At 59.4% G+C, this 17,373-nt stretch carries 10 protein-coding genes; 1 reads left to right on the forward strand and 9 read right to left on the reverse strand.

The genetic code is table 11. From position 1 onward, the window contains the following. The first annotated feature begins 8 nt into the window (after positions 1-8). Positions 9-1,547, forward strand: coding sequence for an S-layer homology domain-containing protein (locus CDO73_RS04735; protein ID WP_088487354.1), 1,539 nt, complete (start codon positions 9-11; stop codon positions 1,545-1,547). A 109-nt stretch (positions 1,548-1,656) separates the two neighbouring features. Here the strand turns inward: CDO73_RS04735 and CDO73_RS04740 are convergent, their stop codons facing one another. From CDO73_RS04740 to CDO73_RS04780, 9 genes are all read right to left on the reverse strand, one after another. Next, positions 1,657-5,550 carry an S-layer homology domain-containing protein gene (locus CDO73_RS04740; RefSeq protein WP_179218578.1) on the reverse strand — a complete coding sequence of 1,298 codons (3,894 nt, stop codon included), beginning with the start codon at positions 5,548-5,550 and terminating at the stop codon, positions 1,657-1,659. A gap of 311 nt (positions 5,551-5,861) precedes the next feature. Then, a complete protein-coding gene (locus tag CDO73_RS04745; RefSeq protein ID WP_088487356.1) occupies positions 5,862-9,767 on the reverse strand; it encodes a DUF8202 domain-containing protein in 3,906 nt (1,301 codons plus the stop codon). 226 nt (positions 9,768-9,993) lie between these two features. Then, the gene (locus tag CDO73_RS04750) at positions 9,994-10,776 is read right to left on the reverse strand and encodes an MBL fold metallo-hydrolase (protein WP_256972565.1); all 783 of its coding nucleotides are present in this window, start codon (positions 10,774-10,776) and stop codon (positions 9,994-9,996) included. An 85-nt stretch (positions 10,777-10,861) separates the two neighbouring features. Beyond that, positions 10,862-11,866: a M23 family metallopeptidase gene (locus tag CDO73_RS04755; protein WP_088487673.1), complete on the reverse strand. Its 1,005-nt coding sequence runs from the start codon at positions 11,864-11,866 to the stop codon at positions 10,862-10,864. 124 nt (positions 11,867-11,990) lie between these two features. Beyond that, positions 11,991-13,136, reverse strand: a complete 1,146-nt coding sequence (locus CDO73_RS04760; protein WP_179218580.1) for a HAMP domain-containing sensor histidine kinase — start codon at positions 13,134-13,136, stop codon at positions 11,991-11,993. Next, a complete protein-coding gene (locus CDO73_RS04765) occupies positions 13,120-13,851 on the reverse strand; it encodes a response regulator transcription factor (RefSeq protein WP_088487359.1) in 732 nt (243 codons plus the stop codon). The genes CDO73_RS04760 and CDO73_RS04765 overlap by 17 nt, the downstream gene beginning before the upstream one ends. 386 nt (positions 13,852-14,237) lie before the next feature. After that, positions 14,238-15,083: an ABC transporter permease gene (locus tag CDO73_RS04770; protein ID WP_088487360.1), complete on the reverse strand. Its 846-nt coding sequence runs from the start codon at positions 15,081-15,083 to the stop codon at positions 14,238-14,240. Between the two features lie 6 nt (positions 15,084-15,089). After that, positions 15,090-16,196, reverse strand: a complete 1,107-nt coding sequence (locus tag CDO73_RS04775) for an ABC transporter ATP-binding protein (RefSeq protein WP_256972567.1) — start codon at positions 16,194-16,196, stop codon at positions 15,090-15,092. Further along, positions 16,180-17,190 carry an ABC transporter substrate-binding protein gene (locus tag CDO73_RS04780; RefSeq protein WP_088487362.1) on the reverse strand — a complete coding sequence of 337 codons (1,011 nt, stop codon included), beginning with the start codon at positions 17,188-17,190 and terminating at the stop codon, positions 16,180-16,182. The genes CDO73_RS04775 and CDO73_RS04780 overlap by 17 nt, the downstream gene beginning before the upstream one ends. Positions 17,191-17,373 lie beyond the last annotated feature (183 nt).

Below are 17,373 nucleotides of genomic sequence, written 5' to 3' on the forward strand. Positions count from 1 at the left end.
GTGTTTCGATGAGCCCAAAAAACAAAACGCCGCGCAGTACCCGCAAAAAAAGCGTGATTTTGCGTTCCGCTATTTTAACCACCGGCATGACCGCCCAACTCTTCGGCGGAGCTCCTGCGGTAACGAACGCCGATCCGGCCGCTTACGAAGGCGATTCCTACTCGTATCTGAGTCAGTATCTGGGAATCTCTTCGGCTTACGCCGAACCGAATCCGAACAGTCAAAACGATAACAGCGAAACGCTCGGAGAAGGCGGAAGCGATCACGGCGGCACGACGCCTCCTCCCGTGAATCCGACGCCGATCCCCGATCCGACTCCGGTATACACTTATGTCCCTGCGCCGGTCGCGCCCGAAAATCCGGAAGATTCGATCCAAGTATTGGCCGTATCCGCCGGCAATCTGACTTCCCGCTCGGCCAGTCTGTCGCGATCGGTCAAACCGAGCGGCGCGGCGAGCGCGGAGCTGCGTCTCACCGCCGTCGGATTGACGCAAGCTTCGGATCAAGGCAAAAAAGGCGAAACTTTGGCTTATCGCCTGCCGCAGCTCCAAGGAACGGACCTGCAAACCGTATTGACCGGCAGCATGCTGTCTCCGTTAAGCGCTAACGCCAACAAACTTTCGATCAGCACTTCCGACTTCGGCATCACCTTCCCGACGGATCGTTTGCGTCTGGCCGAAGCCGCGCAAAAACTCGGCACGACCGCCGATCAGGTAGACATCATGATTCAAATCGAAAAAGCGCCGGTTATCGCTTCGGCAGACGCGTGGGCGAAAGTGCCGGGAGCCGCGCCTCTGGGCGACGCTTATACCTTCCGCATGCTCGCCAGCAGCGGAACCCGTACGACCGAAATCGCCGGCTACGACCAGCGTTACGGGCAGCAAACCATTCCGATTCCGCAAGGCAGCGATACGTCCAAATTGGGCGCGGTGATGCTGGTGAACGGCCAATACGTTCCGGTTCCGGTCACGTTCAAAGACGGACAAGCGGTTCTGCATACGACAGGCGGCAATCCGGTCATGCTCGTGCAGTACGACACGCCGAATCCGGCCGGCAAATGGTTCGACGGCGCTCTGACGGATTCCACGACCAAAGGCTTCCTCGGCGGTGCTTCCGCTTCGGCTCCGCTGGACCGCGAATCGTTCGCGCGCATGGCGGTGAGAGCGCTCGGTCTGGAAGACTACGGAACCGGCAAAGTCTCGGCGGTCGCGGCGCTTCGCAGCGCGGGTCTGTTGGACGGGCTGCCTGAAGGCGCTCAGACCGACGGGGCGATCTCGCGCGAAGAAATGATCGCGATTCTGGTGAACGCCAGCCGGCAGTTCGATTTGCCCCTGAACGCGATCAAGCCGGTTACCGGCACGGCGAACGATTCGTTCTCCGATTCGGCAGACGTATCGGATTGGGCGGGCGATTACGTGGAAGCCGCTTATGCGGCAGGCATTTTCCAAGGCGACCGCGGCAAGATCGAAGCGCAGCGCACCGCTACCGCCAGCGAAGCGGCCGCGATGCTGGTCAATCTGCTGCGCAGCACGGGCTTGTCGGACTGACGGAACAAAATCATGCATAACAAAAAGGCAGGGACCCGAGGCGGTCCCTGCCTTTTTATGATTTTCCGGTCAAGCCGGCCATTAGATCGAGCACCTTATGAGCTTTGGTTCAGCGGGCGGAGATCCATTCTTCCCCGCCGTCGCTGCGGTCGGCGTAGCCGTGAGTCGTCGCGGCTTCCAGAAGATCGCCGTACGCCCAATGGCCTGCGTTCAGATCCGGCCATGCCGGAACCGGCGCTCCGTGCAGCGGACCGCGCTCGAACAAGCGGTTCAAGATCGTTACGGCTTCCGCCCGCGTCAGCGGACGCGTCGGATAGAACTTGCCGTTGTCTCCGGTCATGATACCCTGCGCCTGCACCGCCGCGATGATCCCGCCGGACCAGCTTCCCGCCCGGACGTCCGGGAACAGCCCAGTCGCGTCGCCTTGGCTCAGATGCAGATAATTGAAGACGATCGACGCCATTTCTTCGCGGGTGATCTCGCCGTTCGGCTTGAACGTGCCGTCGACGTAGCCTTTCATCCATCCGGCTTCGGTGACCTGCCCGATCAGATCGCGCGCCCAGAAGCGCTGCGGCAGATCCGGGAAGTTCGCCGTACCTGAGCCGCTCCGCTGTCCCAGACGCGCCAGCATGGCGGCCATCTCGGAACGGATCACGGCGTTGTCCGGACGCAGCGTGCCGTCCGTGTAACCTTGAATATACGCTTCGTGCATGCCTTCGTTCGCGTTCAGCGACACGATCGTGAACGTGCTGAACTTGGCGATGCCGAACCGCAGGCCGAGCTTATTACCCGAGATCGCCGGGCTGTCGATCGTTTCGACCGCGCCGCGCACCACTTCTTTGGTACCGTCGCTGTGTTCGATATAAACGCCGAGGTTCTTGAGGAACGCCGCGCGCTCCTGTTCGTTCGTCGGCAGCTTCGTGCCGTCGAGCGGCAGCACCAGCGTGACCGGACGGCTCGACAGATTCGTTTCGATCGTCATCGGGCGGGACACGACTTGAGCCGTTTCGCTGCCGCTCAACTGGCGAACGACCTGCTCCGTCTGCGCGCGCTGTTCCACGCTTTGGCGTTCCTGCGGATTTTTCACCGGCACGAGGCGGAAGTAGAAGCTGCCTTCGCGGCCTTCCAGCGACGAAGCCGGAACGACCACGAGACCGTTCGGGTTATGGATCTCCAGATCGATCTTATTGCGTTTCAGCAGTTCGACCGTTTCGGACGGGATATCCACGTTGACCCGGCTGACCGCGTCGGTCGAATCCGGAATCAGGATGCGCGCCGTCGGATCGTTTTTGGCTAATGCTTTGTCGATCGCTTCCTGCGCTTTCGCCGGCGCGAACGTCACCTGATCGCTCAGCGTGCCGTCGGTCGCCGTCGTGCGTTCCAGTTCGACCTTGGTGATATCGCGCAGATCTTCCGCGCCCGACGCCACGTCGACCGTGATGATCTGCTTGGTTGGGCCGTTCGGCTGCGGCGCGCTTGTTACCGGAGGAATCGACGGAGACGGGCTGCCGCTTCCCGGATTGGACGGGATCGTCGTCAAGCCGGTACGCGCCGTGTTCAAGCGGTTCAGCGCGGCGTCGATCTGCGCCTGCGAAGCCGCCGGATCGTCCAGCACGCGGCGCGCTTCGGTCAAAGCGGTTTGCAGTTCGTTCCAAGTGGAAGACGTGTACGACGCGCCGTTCAGGTTTTCGGCCGTCACGGCTTGCTCGCGCGCTTTCAGCGCGGACTTGTCGACGACGGTGAACGTTCTTTTTTTGATCGAGACTTCTTCGCCTTTCTTGGCCGTCACCGAGAGCGTGTAAGTGCCCGGCGGCAGCGGCGACGGCGAAACGAACATCCATTCACCGGTCGTACGATCGATAGCCGGAACGCCTGCAGAACCCGGAATGATTTGGCCCTGATCGTCCAACAACTCAAGCGTGACCAAATCGACTGCCGGATCAACCTTGCCGCCGAATGCCGGTTTGTCGCCCGGCACGATTCCCGAAGTCGCGTCCGGTTTCGTGATTTGCAGCGAAGCGTCCAGCCCGCTTTGGGCGGTCTTATCGAAGCTCGAAACGGAACCGCCGTTCAGCCCTTTCAGATTGCCGACGGCCTGATCGTATTTAATGCCGACAACATCCGTTTCCGACAGATTCAGGTTTTCCGGAAGCTTGACGATCACCTTGGTCTTATCGTTAGGATCGACGGAAATATTCAACTGCTCTGCCGGCACGTCGAGATCGCCGACGCGTACGGAGAAACCTGCAGGAGTCTGGCCGTCGAACGTGACGCCGCGATCGAGCGTGACGACGATTCTTGAAGCGGACGCGCCTTTTTCGAGCGAAGCCTGATCGAACTTCACCGTTTTCGGAACCAAGGCTTGACGCGCGTTCGTAAGTTCGCTTAGCGCCCGATCGACTTCGGCTTGCGTCGCGTCCTCGTCGCCTAGAACCGTCTGCGCGTTCGACAATTTCGTCTGAAGCGTATTCCAGCTGTCCGTTTGGTAGTCGGAAGAGGAGAGGCTTTCGACGTCGATCGCGTCTTTTTTGTTTTGCAGAGCGGTCTTGTCGACGCCTTGTACCGTCAGGTCCATCGTGACGGGCGCAGCGGTTACGCCGTCTTTCTCCGCGGTAACGCGCAGCGTATAGTCGCCTTCCGCCAGACGCGTGACGGGCGTAAACGTCCATTTCCCGCTGCCGTCCACGATCGCTTCGCCTTGCACTTTGATCGTCGGATCGGTCTTGCTGACCATTTCGACCGTGACTTTGGCCCCCGGCGTAACCGTGCCGGAAGCTTTCGGCTTCGTTCCGACCGTGCTCCCGGAAGTCGGTTCGGTCACTTGAACATCGACCGGCGCGCGGTAATCGAGAATGACCTTGTTCGAACTCGCTTCGAAAGAAACGGCCGCGGTCGTGTTGATGTCGGAGAAGAAATGCTCGGCATCCTGTTCGGTCGCAACGTAACTGCCGTATCCTTTGGCGACGTCGACGACCTTATTATCCTTAGTATCCGGCATGATCCGGGCATAAACGCCGATCTTCGCGCCCGGTTCGAGTGCTCGGATCAATGTCAGATAAGCATTGTCTCGCGGAGCCGCATTTTTCAAAAACACGTTGCGCTGCTCTCCGGCCGTGTTCAGGTTATCGTACACATAAGCCGTCCCGCCGAAATCGAAACGCGCTTCGGCGGCGGTACCGCGCATATAGACGGCGACGTTACCTACCGTTTCTTCGCTTCCGTTGTCCGCCTTTTCTTTGCCCTTCAGCGTATTGGCGAAAATTCGGCCGCCCGTCATCTCGAAACGCGGACTCTGATACAGGCCTATTCCGACGATCACGCCGTTGCTGTCCGCGTTCACGGTATTGCGGGTAATCTCTCCTCCTTGTACGTTGAGAACTCCGCGGGTTCCAGCTCCGAGAACCGCAGGAGGATTGTCCTCTCTTCGGCCCGAAATGCTATTATTCGCGATAGAAGTCCCTTCTTGGATCGTGATTTTGCCGCTCGCAGCCAACAAAATACTTCCGGGGCCGCCGGAATTAAAATGGTGGCGGCTCACTTCGACATTCTGCAAACTGACGTCTCCGCCCGAATTGACTTCAAGCGCGGAACCTTTGGAAACCACTTCGGCACCGTCGATTTTCAAGTCCCGCAAAGCGACCGTTCCGCTAGCCACATTAATCAGAACGTTTGCATAAGACGCTTCCCGAATAATCGAAAACCGCTCGCCTTGCTTAGAACGGATCTCTACACTTTTGCTGCCGATGTTTATGCTCAGCAGCGAATTTAGCGTGATATCGCTCAGCAGCACGATCGTATCTCCGGTTTGTACCGAAGCGATCGCTTGGTCCAGCGTCTTGTAAGGCGCTGCCTCCGTAGTTCCCCCGTTCGTATCGTCGCCCTCAGCGGATACGTAATAGATCGTTCCGTCGGCCGCTTTGGCGACCGGAACTCCCGCGAACAAAGAAGGCAGCATCAACAGAAACGCCAATGCCAGAAGCCCGGTTTTTTTTGCTATTTTCAAAGATTTCCCCTCCATTTATCTGACTGCATTCAACTTTGCCCTGCCGTTCGTGTCCCGAACCCTCTCGTTTCCCGAACGCCCCAACGATTGCCTTGCTCCTCCTTTCTTCGAACACTGTCCAAACGCGGCATGCTAGCCCGCTGGTCATTCTGTCCAAAATTATCACGAGCAGCTATACAAAAACTCTACAAGCAGCCTGAACGGCGTTTGTTTCCCGATAATCCGCTTTCTCGCGTCGTCCGGAAACGTATGCCAAAAAAGCTCCGTCCCGGAAAATCGGGACGAAGCTTTGGATCATCATACTTCTTGAATTACCGGGCGGAGATCCATTCTTCCCCGCCGTCGCTGCGATCGGCATAGCCATGAGTCGTCGCGGCTTCGATCAGATCGCCGTACGCCCAATGGCTTGCGTTCAGATCCGGCCATGCCGGAGCCGGGGCTCCGTGCAGCGGACCGCGTTCGAACAAGCGGTTCAAGATCGTTACGGCTTCCGCGCGCGTCAATGGACGCGTCGGATAGAACTTGCCGTTGTCTCCGGTCATGATACCCTGTGCCTGCACCGCTGCGATGATCCCGCCGGACCAGCTTCCCGCCCGGACGTCCGGGAACAATCCCGTCGCGTCGCCTTGGCTCAGACGCAGGTAGTTGAACACGATGGATGCCATTTCTTCGCGGGTGATCTCGCCGTTCGGCTTGAACGTGCCGTCGACGTAGCCTTTCATCCAACCCGCTTCGGTGACCTGCCCGATCAAGTCGCGCGCCCAGAAGCGCTGCGGCAGATCCGGGAAGTTCGCCGTACCCGAACCGCTCAGTTGTCCCAGACGCGCCAGCATGGCGGCCATCTCGGAACGGATCACGGCGTTGTCCGGACGCAGCGTGCCGTCCGTGTAGCCTTGAATGTACGCTTCGTGCATGCCTTCGTTCGCGTTAAGCGACACGATCGTGAACGTGCTGAACTTGGCGATGCCGAAACGCAGGCCGAGTTTATTTCCGCTAATCGCCGGGCTGTCGATCGTTTCGACCGCGCCGCGCACCACTTCTTTGGTACCGTCGCTGTGTTCGATATAGACGCCGAGGTTCTTGAGGAACGCTGCGCGTTCCTGCTCGTTCGTCGGCAGCTTCGTGCCGTCGAGCGGCAGCACCAGCGTGACCGGACGGCTCGACAGATTCGTTTCGATCGTCATCGGACGGGAAACGACTTGAGCCGCTCCGCTGCCGCTCAATTGGCGAACGATCTGCTCCGTCTGCGCGCGCTGTTCCACGCTTTGGCGTTCCTGCGGATTTTTCACCGGCACGAGGCGGAAGTAGAAGCTGCCTTCGCGGCCTTCCAGCGACGAAGCCGGGACGACGACGAGGCCGTTCGGGTTATGGATCTCCAGATCGATCTTATTGCGTTTCAACAATTCGACCGTTTCCGCCGGGATATCCACGTTCACGCGGCTGACCGCGTCGGTCGAATCCGGGATCAGAATGCGGGCCGTCGGATCGTTTTTGGCCAGCGCTTTGTCGATCGCTTCCTTAGCTTTCGCCGGCGTGAACGTCACCTGATCGCTCAGCGTGCCGTCGGTCGCCGTCGTGCGTTCCAATTCGACTTTGGTGATATCGCGCAGGTCTTCCGCGCCCGACGCCACGTCGACCGTGATGATCTGTTTGGTCGGACCGTTCGGCTGCGGCGCGCTTGTCACTGGAGGAATCGACGGAGACGGGCTGCCGCTTCCCGGATTAGACGGGATCGCCGTCAAGCCGGTACGCGCCGTGTTCAAGCGGTTCAGCGCGGCGTCGATCTGCGCCTGCGAAGCCGCCGGATCATCCAGCACGCGGCGCGCTTCGGTCAAGGCGGTTTGCAGTTCATTCCAAGTGGAAGACGTGTACGACGCGCCGTTCAGGTTTTCGGCCGTCACGGCCTGCTCGCGCGCTTTCAGCGCGGACTTGTCGACGACGGTGAACGTTCTTTTTTTGATCGAGACTTCTTCGCCTTTCTTGGCCGTCACCGAAACGGTGTACGTGCCCGGCGGCAGTTTCGCTTCCGAAACGAACGACCATTCGCCGGTTGCCGGGTCGATGATCGCCGCCCCTCCGGCGTTCGGAATCGGTTGGCCTTGATCGTCCAACAGTTCGACCGTGACCGAATCGGCAGCCGGATCGATCTTGCCGCCGAACGCCGGTTTGTCGCCCGGCACGATTCCCGAAGTCGCGTCCGGTTTCGTGATTTGCAGCGAAGCGCTCAAGCCGCTTTGGGCGGTCTTATCGAAGCTCGAAACGGAACCGCCGTTCAGCCCTTTCAGATTGCCGACCGTTTGATCGTACTTAATGCCGACTTCATCGATATTCGAAAGATCCAAGTCGGGCATTCCCGGAAGTCCGATCAGGACCCGCTTCGTATCGGAAGGATCGACCGAAATAATAAGCTTGTCCGCCGGAACGTTATCGCTGCCTACTCGTACCGTAAATCCGTGCGGGATTTGGCCGTCGAACGTAACGCCGCGATCGAGCGTCACGACGATTCGCGAACCGGACTGGCCTTTCTCCAACACCGCGTCATCGAAGTTTACGGCTCGAGGCTTTAAGTCTTCACGAGCTTCGTTCAGGTTTTTCAGCGCCTGATCGACTTGCTCTTGGCTTGATCCCGGCGTTCCCAGCGCGTTTTGCGCTTCGGTCAATTTCGTTTGCAGCGCGCTCCAACTGTCCGGCGTATAATCTTGTTCTTTCAGCGCGCCTCCGCTCAACTCGCTCGCGACCGAAGAAACAGCAGCAGACAAAGAAGTCTTATCGACATGCGCGAAAGTAAAGAAACTGCCGTCGGAAAACTCGCCGCTGTTCAGCGTAATCGTACCGTCGGACTTGAGCGGCAGAAGCTTGGCATTTACGAACTCTTCGCTTGCGCCGATCGCCAGATAATACTGTTCCGATCCGGCCGAGGGTTGTTGCGACGTTTCCAGCTTAAGCGTGATTGTCGCATCGTCGACCCCGCCTGTCTTATCCACCTGATGAATCCGCTCCATACGTTTAAGCTTACTGTTTTGCGCGCCTTCGATTTCCTTCGTATAAGCGGTATTCCCGTCGTTATCGCCGAAAATGAAAAACGAGCGGTCTACGGCAAAAGCATTCGAATTGGCGGAGTTCGTGTTCTCGATCCGTTGTCCTAAAGCGGCGGTGAGAATCGCTCCCGGCTCCTGCGATTTCGCTTGTTTCTGATTCAGATCGCTGGAATCGTCACGACCGATTGCCGTAATTCGGTGCGTATAAGTCGCGTTCGCATCGGAATTCCAGATATTCGTTCCTTGCGAATCGAGGTAAGACGCTTGGTATCCGCTACCCGGAGTCATCGTATATCCGTATTTGATCGCTAGGTAGGTACTCACCCGCTGCCGTTCCGTATCCGTCAGGGCGCGATCGTATACGATGACATCCAGAATCGTTCCGTCCCAATAATTCGCGTTCAGCTCTTCGGGAATGACTTTGCCGATTATCGCTCCGTCCGCGCTCCCCGTATTCCATGCTTTCGAAATGCCGATCTGTCCGAATCCTCCGGGTTTATTGTCTTCGATCGGCTTCATCTTGCTGTACAATCGAGCCGTATTGCTGGTTTCGCCGTTTTCCCAACCGGTCCATGTAAGAAGTTGTTCGTAGGGAGACTTCGTGTCGACTACGCCTTCGGGCGAATACATGGTCTGCGTCTTTTCAGAGTTCATGGGCGTAAGCCCCGCCCGGCTTACGTTTCTGAGCAAGCCCGAAGCCGTATAAGCGCTCGGGTCCGATTTCCCCCATGCCAAGATGTAAGAAATCCCGTCCAACGTATCCGACTTGGCCACGCTAATGACAGTACGGGCTTTTTTGCCCAGCGGCAGCTTATTGACGTCGAGCTTCAAGTAATCCTCGTCGAAGTCCAGTACCGGATTAAAATTGACGTTATGTGTATTGTCGTTCCAATAAGTCGGTGCCGAAGAAAGCGTTCCTTGGAAAGCATCGTTCGAAAAAGCGCTTCTGTCCCCCCAGGTGCTTACCGGTTCGCCGCTGTTTTCCGAGATTCCTCGATCGGCTCTCAACCATAAATTCGGCGAACCGACGCCTCCCGGACTGCTTAAAGACGAATTCGTCGGCGAATCGGCGGAAACCTCCGATCTTCCGACACCGGCCCAACTTCCGGCGATCAACGCACCTGCAAGCGCCAACTTGAATGTTTTGCCTGCTGTTCTCCGTCTCTTACTTCTCAACATGCTTCAACCCCCCGTTGATTTTGCGGCTGTCGACCCGCATTTTTGCGCGAATCGCCGCCTTCTAAAAATCTATCAATAGGGCATTTACAAAAACTATACAGACAGCACCTTGCCGCCCGGAGACGAATTCCGGCTTCCAAGACACGCAAAAAAAGGCGCGGGAGGCCCGCACCTTGCTTTTTCATTGTACCGTATGATCGAATTCAGGCTTATCTTCGCTCTCTCTTCAGAACTGAACGCTGAATCCGTCGAACCGATGGAGGCCCGTGCCGAATTTCGCCAGTCCGTTCTGTCGCAGCCGGCCGGCGGCTTCGCCCGCGCGCAAACGGATCTCCGGTTCCAAGCCCAACTCGTTATGCGAACCGAATACGCGCGTCACGTCCGGGATCGCGGCGATTTTTTCCCACGAAGCGATCAGGTCTTCCGGGCTGGTGGACGGGTAGAACGCATAGACCGGCGTTCCGCCGTACAGCAGATCGCCGGTGAACAGATAGCCCGCGGCCGGATCGAAAAAGCACAGATGACCCGGCGAATGGCCCGGCGTATGATAAACGGTAAGCGTGCGGCCGCCGAGATCGAGCAGTTGGCCGTCTTCGAGCGTGCCGGTCGCCGGCCCGCGAAACGGCGTATAGGTCCGCGCGTCGAAGCCGGGCGGCAGCGGCAGCGTAATATCCCGGCCGACGTCCCGCCGAATCTGCTCGATCGTCAGTCCGGCGATGCCGTTCTCCAGCCAACCGCGATCGAGTTCGTGCACGTAGATCCGCTCGAAACGTCCGTGGCTTCCGATATGATCGGTATGCACGTGCGTCGTCACCACGTCGATCGGCAGGTCGGTCAGCCGATCCGTGATGCGCCGGATATTATCGATGCCGAGTCCGGTGTCGATCAGCGCCGCTGACGCCGAACCGAGCAGCAGAAACGAATGCACCCGCTCCCAATGGCCGTATTCGCTGATCGCGTACGTCCGATCGTCGATGCGCTGTACCGTAAACCAAGTGTCTTTCAGCACAAAAAAACCGCCCTTCCGCATTTAAACTACCGCTTCATTATACAATCTGCTTTTGTTCGTCTTAAGCGCTCTTAACCGAAAAGATTCAGGGAGCGGAAAACAAACCGGACTGGGGCGCAAGCTTCTCTCCGGTCGGAACGTCCCGGCCGCCCTGAACCTCTACTCCGCCGCTCGGCATGAAAGCACCGGACGTGCTTTTGAAGTACAGCGGCAGACCTTCCGACAGGAACAGGTTCGTCTCCGCCGGATTCTGCCTCTGATGGTGCAGATGCAGGTGCGGTTCGCTGGAGCTGCCCGAGTTGCCGACCCGTCCCAGCGGCTCGCCGACCTCCACATGCTGTCCCGCTTCGACGGCTGCCGATCCCCGCATCAGATGCGCGAACACGAGATAGGTGCCCGTTTCGTCGAGGCGGAGATAAATATGGTTTCCGGCCAGAGTTTCCGGTTCCGATTCGCCCGGCGCATGGTCCGCTTCCCCATCCTTCGCCTCTACGACCGTTCCCGCCGCGGGCGCGAACACTGACGCTCCGTAGATCCCGTAATCCTCGAGCCGAGCGCTTCCCATTCCGGCCGGAGCGGCCAGCAAATCGTAAGCCCAACGTTCGTTCGGAGCCGCGACGTGATAGTTCTCCCGCAGCCCGTCCCCTCCCCAGCCGACAATCGTTTCCTTCGCAAAAGGAGATACGACCGTAACGGAAGGAGACGTCTTCGCCGCATCGGCCGGATAAGCGATCTGTCCGACTCCGGCGAACCACAGCGCCGGCCAAGCTCCCGCTATCGCTCCGGCGATCAGCAGCGCGCGCAGCGGCGGTCGGAACTCCCGCTTCCTCTTCTCCCCTGCTCCGCCTTCTTCTATGCCGGCATTCCGGTCGGCTTCGCCGTTCTGTAGCGCCGGCCCGCCTCTGCCGCGCTTGCCGCTGCGCAGAATCCGCGGCAGCAACTTAACGGCTCCGATAACGAGCAAAGCCGCGGTGATCAAAACGGCGACCAGGCTGTAGGCCTGAATCAACCACCAAGCCAGTACGCTCGGAACGCCTCTCCATAGGTATACGATTGCCCATAGTACCACCGGCAGCAGCCATAACGCCATGCAGAAAGCGGCCGCGCCTTTTCTTTTATCCCTTTTCCGTGTCATCGTCGTCCTCCCGTCTTCTTCATGCTTGATTGTAGACGGGAAAGCTTACGAATTCGGCGTCGAAAAACTTACGACTTTATTAAGCTTCGGACAAATCTTCCGGCAGCAGAACGGTAAAGCAGGTTTCGCGCGCGCCGCTGCGGACTTCGGTCCGGCCGCCGTGCAGCAGGGCGATCTCCCGCACGATCGCGAGACCGAGCCCGCGGCTTCCCCCGGAAGTGCCGCGCGATCGTTCTCCGGTGTACAGGCGTTCGAAGACGCGGGGCAGATCTTCTTGCGCGATCGGTTCCCCTCGATTCGCGATTTCGATCGCGATCTCGTTCTTTTCGCGGCCGACGCGAACGGCAAGCAGTCCTCCGGCGCTTCCGTAGCGGATCGCGTTTTCGATCAGATTTCCCAGCATTCGGGCCAGCAGAGCCGGATTGCCGCGAACTTTCGCTCCGGCGGCTTCGGCAGGCGTATACCGTTCCAAACGCATGCCGGCGTTTTCCAATTCGGCCAGAAAGTCGGCCAGAACCTGACCGAGCAGCGTCTCCAGCTCGAATGCGGTAAAGTCGTGCTGTTCTTCGCCCTTTCCGAGCAGCGTATAATCCAACAGCTGCTCCGCATGCTTCTTCAGCTCGCCGGTTTTGCGCCGGGCCGATTCGATGCAGCGCAGCGCTTCGACGACCGAAGCGTCGGTTTGCACGAGAAAACCGATATCCGGGCTCTCGCCTCGGATCAGCGGCTTAAGCCGAAGTTCGGCCAGCTCCAGATATCCCGACAGCGAGGACAGCGGCGTGCGCATATCGTGCGAGAGCGCCGCGATCAGAGCGTCTTTCTCGGCTTCGGCCTGCCGTTCGCGATCGCCGGCAGCTTCCAAGCGGCTCGCCATCTCGTCGATATGCCGGGCCAGCCTGCCCAATTCGTCGCCGCTTCGCTCGCCGGTCCGGCGCGTCAGGTCGCCGCGGCCGATCGCTTCCGCCGTTTCGCCCATCTTCTCGATCCGCCGGATCAATTTGCGCGTGGACAAAGAGGCAAAAGACAGCGCCAACAACGAGAAAGCGAAAAAATAAACCCAAGCATATGTCTCTTCCCAACGGGTCACCTTTTCCCGGGAAGCGCCGGACAGCAACGGCAGCGCCGACTGCACGGCCGCGATCGACAATCCGGCCAATACCATGCCCATCGCGATCGCCGCGTAGAATTTGGCCCGAATGCCCGGAAGCTTACCTTTCTTTTTCAATCTTGTATCCCACTCCCCACACATTTTGGATCAAGCGGCTTTCCCGGTCTCCGTCGCCGATTTTCTCGCGCAGCCTCGCGATATGCACCATGATCGCAGACAAGCCTCCTTCGAGAGCTTCTTCCCCGCGTATGCGCTTATACATCTGCTCCGGCGTGAAGACTTGGCCCCGGTTCTCCGCCAGCAGCAACAGAAGATCGTATTCGGTCCGCGTTAATCGGATTTCCCGGCCTTCGGAAACGACGCCGCGCGCCGCCGTATCGATTGACAGCCGGCCGACCCGCAGCCCGCCGTTCTCGGCCGACCCGCGCTCCGATCCTCGTAAGGCACCTGCCGCGCCCAGAAGATGATACCGGCGCAGCAGCGCTTCGACCCGAGCCGACAACTCCGACAGGCTAAACGGTTTGACGACATAATCGTCCGCTCCGGTGCGCAGACCGATCACTTTATCCGCGTCGCCGGCTTTTGCGCTCAAAAACAGGATAGGCACATTGGAGCGTTCCCTGATCGTGCGGCATATGTCCAGACCGTCGCGTTCTGGCATCATGATATCCAATACTACCAGAGACACGGCGTGCTGGCCCCATATTTCCAGCGCCTGCTTTCCGTCTTCAGCCGTATGCACGGTATGGCCTTCCAGTTCCAGATACGTTCGGATTACGTCCAAAATATCGCGGTCGTCATCCACGACCAGCAGTTCTTCGTTTCGCTTCATGTTCGCTCCTTCCGTCCTGCCTGCTTCTGTCGACACCTTGCGCGGTTGGCGATAGGATCGACGCGAACGCGATTCGTCCGCGCATTGATCGGCATACTTCCCAAGCCATAAACTACTTTTCATTATACGCTTCGTTCCCGATAAAAACGCACCCCGAACCTCTTGCGCGGAACCCGGCAAAACCGTAACGCGATAGGTCGGGCAGGTCCCGGGATTTTCTGGACCGAGCAGCGCGACCAGAGCGCGCCGGATTATCGGAGCGAGATCTGGATTCCGGTATGCAAAAGAAAAACTTGAACAGGATCAACGAGCGATCGAACGTACGCGAAAAAGCCCGGGCAGCACGATCTTTCGATCCCGCCGTCCGGGCCTTTTTGCGTATATCCTCAAGCTCTCCATTTCATGAACCGGTACTCGAACAGATCGACCAGAACGAACAGCAGGAAGCCGACTCCGCCGAACAGCAGAATTCCCGCGTACATGCCCGGATAATCGATCCTCAGCCAAGCGTCCATGATGAAATAGCCCATGCCGTGTTCCGTGCCGTAGATTTCGGTGAAAAACAACACGGAGAACGCCGTGCCGAGCGAGATCCGGATCGTGCTGAGAATCGAAGACAGTGCGCCCGGCAGCGTGATCTGCGCGAATCTCGCCCCGCGTCCGGCTCCGAGACTGGTCAAGACGTCGTAGGTATCGGCCGGGATCGCTTTGACGCCGTCGCGGACCGAGATAATGACTTGAAAAATAAGGATCAACGCGATCATGACGATCTTCGACGCTTCGCCGAGGCCCAGAAACAGCATGGCGACCGGAAGCAGCGCGATCTTCGGAATCGGATAAGTCAGATAGACGACCGGATCGAGCAGCTTGTTCCAACGCGGCGAACGGCCCATGACCAACCCGAGCAGCAGCCCGACGGCCAGCGCCAGCAGAATGCCCGCGAATACGCGGAACAAACTCGTTCCGACATGAGTCAGCATCTCCGCTCCGTCCAAGCGAAACAGCGCGCGGTAGACCGCCGGCGGCGAAGGAAGAATGTCCCGTTTCAACACGGCGGCCAGCAGCGCCCAGAGCAGATGCAGCGCGGCGAATACGCCCAACAGGCGAACGACGGTCCGCGCGGCGCTTACTCTGCCGATGCGCGGCGATTCGCCCGAAGCATCGACCTGCGGGACCTTAAGGGAAGACGGCTTGCGACCGCCGCGTTCCGGGCTTTGAGAATTCGTCTTCATCCGCGCTCACCGTCCTTCCCGCAGCAAACGGCGAACGCGCCGCGTCTGCTCACGGAAGGCTTCGCTGTCGCGTTTGTCGGAATCGGCGAGCGAAAAAACGACGGCATTGTCGATCAGACGAATGCCCGAAGCCGAGGCGGGAAACTCGTCTTGGGACTCGCGCTCTCGAACGTCTTCATTCGGGAAAAACGGCGCGCCGCCGGAACGATCGGCGCGCTCCGCCTCGGCGGAGAAGCTGCCGCTCCCGCCCGTCAGCATCACGATCTGCCGGCCGAGCAGCACGGCTTCTTCGACGTCGTGCGTGACGAACAGCGTCGTCGACGGCTGCTGCCGCCAGTTGTCCAGCAGCAGGTTCTGAAGCCCTTCGCGCGTTACCGCGTCGAGCGCGGAGAACGGCTCGTCCAGCAGGAGCAGGTCCGGCCGCACCGCGAAGGCGCGGGCGATCGCCACGCGCTGCTGCTGCCCGCCGCTCAGCGCGCGCGGGTAGCGCCCTTCCAGCCCGGCGAGGCCCATGCGGGCGAGCCAGCGGCGCGCGGACTCGTCGCGCTCGGCGCGAGACTCTTCGGGACGCGCGATCTTGAGCGCGTTCTTCACGTTCGCGAGCGCCGTGTGCCACGGCAGCAGGCCGTAGTTCTGCGGCACGAAGCCGACCCGCACGCCCGCGCCCGCGGCGCCGCGGCCGCCGATCGGGCGGCCGCCGTAGGCGAGGCTGCCGCGGAAGCGCGGCGTCAGCCCCGCTGCGGTCCGCAGCAGCGTCGATTTGCCGCTGCCGGAAGGGCCGAGCACGGTGTAGATGCCGTGCTCTTGCAGATCGAGGTCGAGCGGCCCGAGCACGGGGCCGCCGCCGTAATCGACGACCAGGCCGCGGGCCGTCAGCCCTCGGCCGCTCTCGGCGGCGGATAGGCCGCCGGAACGGCCGCTTGCCGCCCTCGCCCGACATTCGGCAGCCCGATCCGGGCCGCGCGAAGCCGAATCCGCGGCATCGGCGCGCGGTTCCTCGCCCGCTCGCGCTTGCGGGGAAGCCGGATTCGAGCTTCGGAACGAGAACGCGGCATCCGCGTTCGTCTCCCGGCTTCCGCTTTCCGGCATCTTCGCCTTATTTGAATTGAACATCCGACATCACGTCCGATGCTTTGAGGTCTTTGGTCAACAGGCCTTTCTCCCGCGCCCAGTTCAGCGCGTTATCCACTTGAGCCGGGTCCGCCTGATTCGCCGGCACGTAATCCGGCACGTCGATCTGGTCTTTGAGCGTCTCCGGGTAACCGACTTCCTTGATGATCAGGTCGATATAATCCGCTTGATCGTGATTCTTCATATATTCGACGGCTTCGTCGTAAGCGGCGTACATCTTGCGGATGCCGCCCGCTTTGGCGTCGATCACGCTCTGCGGGAACGCCAGCACGAACGGATTGATCTCCGCCGTATGCGTCGAACCGAGTACCTTCAGCCCCGCTTCGCGGCCCATCGTCACGAACGGTTCCGGCAGCACGGCCGCGTCGGCTTTGTTGTTCTTGAGCAGTTCGAGACGGGTCGGGATCTGCGGCACTTCCGTGACCGTAATATCGTTCTCCGTCAATCCCGCCTGCTCGAGCATCATCGCCATCGTGTATTCGGTGGACGTATTTTTGGACAAGATCACCGTTTTGCCTTTGAGGTCCGCGACGCTTTTGACGTCCGGATTGCCGGTCAGCAGGTCGAATTCGCCGAACGTCGTACTGGTAATCTTGACGTCTTTGCCCGCTTCGTTGTAGATCGAGATCGCGACCAGATCGGCGCTTAAGCCTTCGACTTTGCCCGCTTGGAACGCCACGTCGCGGTCTTTCGCGCTTTTGAACGTCTGAATGTCCAGCTCGACGCCCTGCTCTTTGTCGAAGCCCTGTTCATGCGCGACGATAAAAGGAATGGCGTCGATCGACGGCAGCAGGCCCAGCGTGATCGTCTCGGTCTTCGCTTCGGAGGCTTCCGGACCGTTCGTGGCTCCCGACGCGCTCGGCTGCGACGCCCCGCCGCAGCCGGCCAGCGCCAGACCCAGCGCGGCGGTCGCCATCATCAAGATTGCGGGACGTTTCCCGCGCAGCGTTCCGTTCGGTTTGCGATTTTTTGTCATGTCTGTTTCCAACCCCTATTCTGGATTTCATTCGGTGCTTGCGCAAAAAAAAGATTGTTCATTCGTTCACAATCTTACTTAATCGTCCTTATTGTACTCCCATGTCCCCGTTTTGTATATTCGCAAATTAAAATAAAATCGTTCATCTTATGACATTTGTCACCTTCCGTCATTGACGTTTAT

The sequence above is a fragment of the Saccharibacillus sp. O23 genome, from assembly GCF_002205895.1.
Classification (GTDB): Bacteria; Bacillota; Bacilli; order Paenibacillales; family Paenibacillaceae; genus Saccharibacillus.

What these genes read in the sequence shown, in the direction of transcription:
- CDO73_RS04735 (WP_088487354.1), top strand. Translation starts at nt 9, where the DNA reads ATGAGCCCAAAAAACAAAACGCCGCGCAGTACCCGCAAAAAAAGCGTG.
- CDO73_RS04745 (WP_088487356.1), bottom strand. Translation starts at nt 9,767, where the DNA reads ATGTTGAGAAGTAAGAGACGGAGAACAGCAGGCAAAACATTCAAGTTG.
- CDO73_RS04755 (WP_088487673.1), bottom strand. Translation starts at nt 11,866, where the DNA reads ATGGCGTTATGGCTGCTGCCGGTGGTACTATGGGCAATCGTATACCTA.
- CDO73_RS04765 (WP_088487359.1), bottom strand. Translation starts at nt 13,851, where the DNA reads ATGAAGCGAAACGAAGAACTGCTGGTCGTGGATGACGACCGCGATATT.
- CDO73_RS04770 (WP_088487360.1), bottom strand. Translation starts at nt 15,083, where the DNA reads ATGAAGACGAATTCTCAAAGCCCGGAACGCGGCGGTCGCAAGCCGTCT.
- CDO73_RS04775 (WP_256972567.1), bottom strand. Translation starts at nt 16,196, where the DNA reads ATGTTCAATTCAAATAAGGCGAAGATGCCGGAAAGCGGAAGCCGGGAG.
- CDO73_RS04780 (WP_088487362.1), bottom strand. Translation starts at nt 17,190, where the DNA reads ATGACAAAAAATCGCAAACCGAACGGAACGCTGCGCGGGAAACGTCCC.